This is a genomic window from Kribbella sancticallisti, assembly GCF_039530625.1.
GTDB classification, from domain to species: Bacteria; Actinomycetota; Actinomycetes; order Propionibacteriales; family Kribbellaceae; genus Kribbella; species Kribbella sancticallisti.
In genome coordinates this window covers 1-1,514 of the sequence record NZ_BAAAOS010000051.1, presented here as the reverse complement: position 1 = coordinate 1,514, position 1,514 = coordinate 1, and the positions used below count along the sequence as shown (strand labels likewise).

Here is a 1,514-nt window from a genome sequence, read left to right as displayed (position 1 = left end):
GGTATCGGGCTGGTGCCCCCGGCAGGATTCGAACCTGCGACGCACGGTTTAGGAAACCGAGCCATCGGGCCTTCCAAACGCATCGAGCGCCTCCACTTCGGTTGATGTTGACTCTGGTAGACCCAGTACTACGCGTCTTGTTCCACGGCTGTTCCCACGAGAGGTGCACCTGCATCCATCCGTCCGGCGAGAGGCGAATTTGCGGCCGGCCGGTCGTCTCACTCGACCCGACAGACCTCGACGCGATTGGCAAAGAATGATGTCACGGTCAAGGCCAACCGCATCCGTGAACAGACGTATCGGGTCGTTGCTATGCAGGCTCGCCGGCCGCATGCTGGATGGGGGTGGTTTTGATGCGATGCAACGTTCGGTGCCGCTGGGGACTTGCAGTGATCGCAACCGTTGTAATGGTCGGCTGCGGCGGGAACTCGACGGACAAAACTTCAGATAACGCCACGGGCACGCCCACCGCGTCGCAGCAGCAGTCATCGGAGCCGCCACCCGAACCGACCGGCCCGGAGCCGACGCAGTCCAGTCAGAAGCGGCCGTCGCTAAACGTTGCCAGGCTTCCGCTCGGCGGAGGCACAGATTCTCCCGTGGAGGACAGGCTGCAATGCGCCGAGGCTGCTTGGCTTGGGAGCCGCCCGCTGCCCGCCGGTGTGATTGTCAGGGTCCGAGCTATCAAGCTCTCTCCCGCGGGTGTGTTCCGCCTGGACCAGCGGGGATGTGGCGACAGGCAACCGTGTCCGGGGATGCGATGGGAAGGTCAGAAGGCGCTCGACGCGTGCTTCATCGGTGCTCGCCAGGTGACAGCCGGCGCCGGCGATGTCAACAGGGTCTCTGTGAGCCTCCGTGGAACGATCAGTTGCGACCAGCTCCAAGACTGCAGACGAGCTCTGGAACAGACCGGATCTGACTCGCTGACTTTTAGCCCTGATCCCCACTTCGGTGAGCCGACAGAAGGACCGCCGACCGACAGTCCGCCGCCCGAAGATCCGACCGAAGTTCCGACGGAAGGTCCGCTGACCGAAAGCCCGGCGACGCCCACGGGATAAGGAGATTGGTGGTGCGTTGGCGGATCGAACATTGGGCGGGGTTGGAGATATGGCGGATTCGGGCGAGGGTGCTGGTCGTCCCAGGCTGGCGCGATCCCAAGGGTGCGTCGCTCTTCGAGTAGAACAGATCGTGAACTGCGTGAGCAGCAGGGCCCGCCCGCTGACCGGCCTCATGGGCAGCTGTGGTTAGGCTAGGTCGCCGCCGAGGTTGATCCACCCGCTCCACTGCCCCCTGTCGAAGAACTTGTGGACGAGTTCGTCGTTGTGCTTGCCGCGCACGAACACGTCCAGGTCGTGGGGTCCGCCTGCCGTGACCGCTGGCCCCGCAGCGACGTCGCCGCCGAGGTTGTTCCACCCGCTCCACTGGCCACCCTCGAGCCATCTGTGCACGAGTTCGTCGTTGTGCTTGCCGCGGACGAACACGTCCAGGTCGTGGGGACCTCCGGAGGTGACTGCGGG

Annotated in this window: 1 protein-coding gene; it reads right to left on the bottom strand. The window is 64.5% G+C overall.

The genetic code is table 11. The features are described 5' to 3' along the window. Nucleotides 1-1,241: 1,241 nt before the first annotated feature. Nucleotides 1,242-1,514 (bottom strand): DUF8189 domain-containing protein (locus ABD255_RS32530; RefSeq protein ID WP_486336052.1); only part of this gene is annotated, 273 nt, incomplete at its 5' end.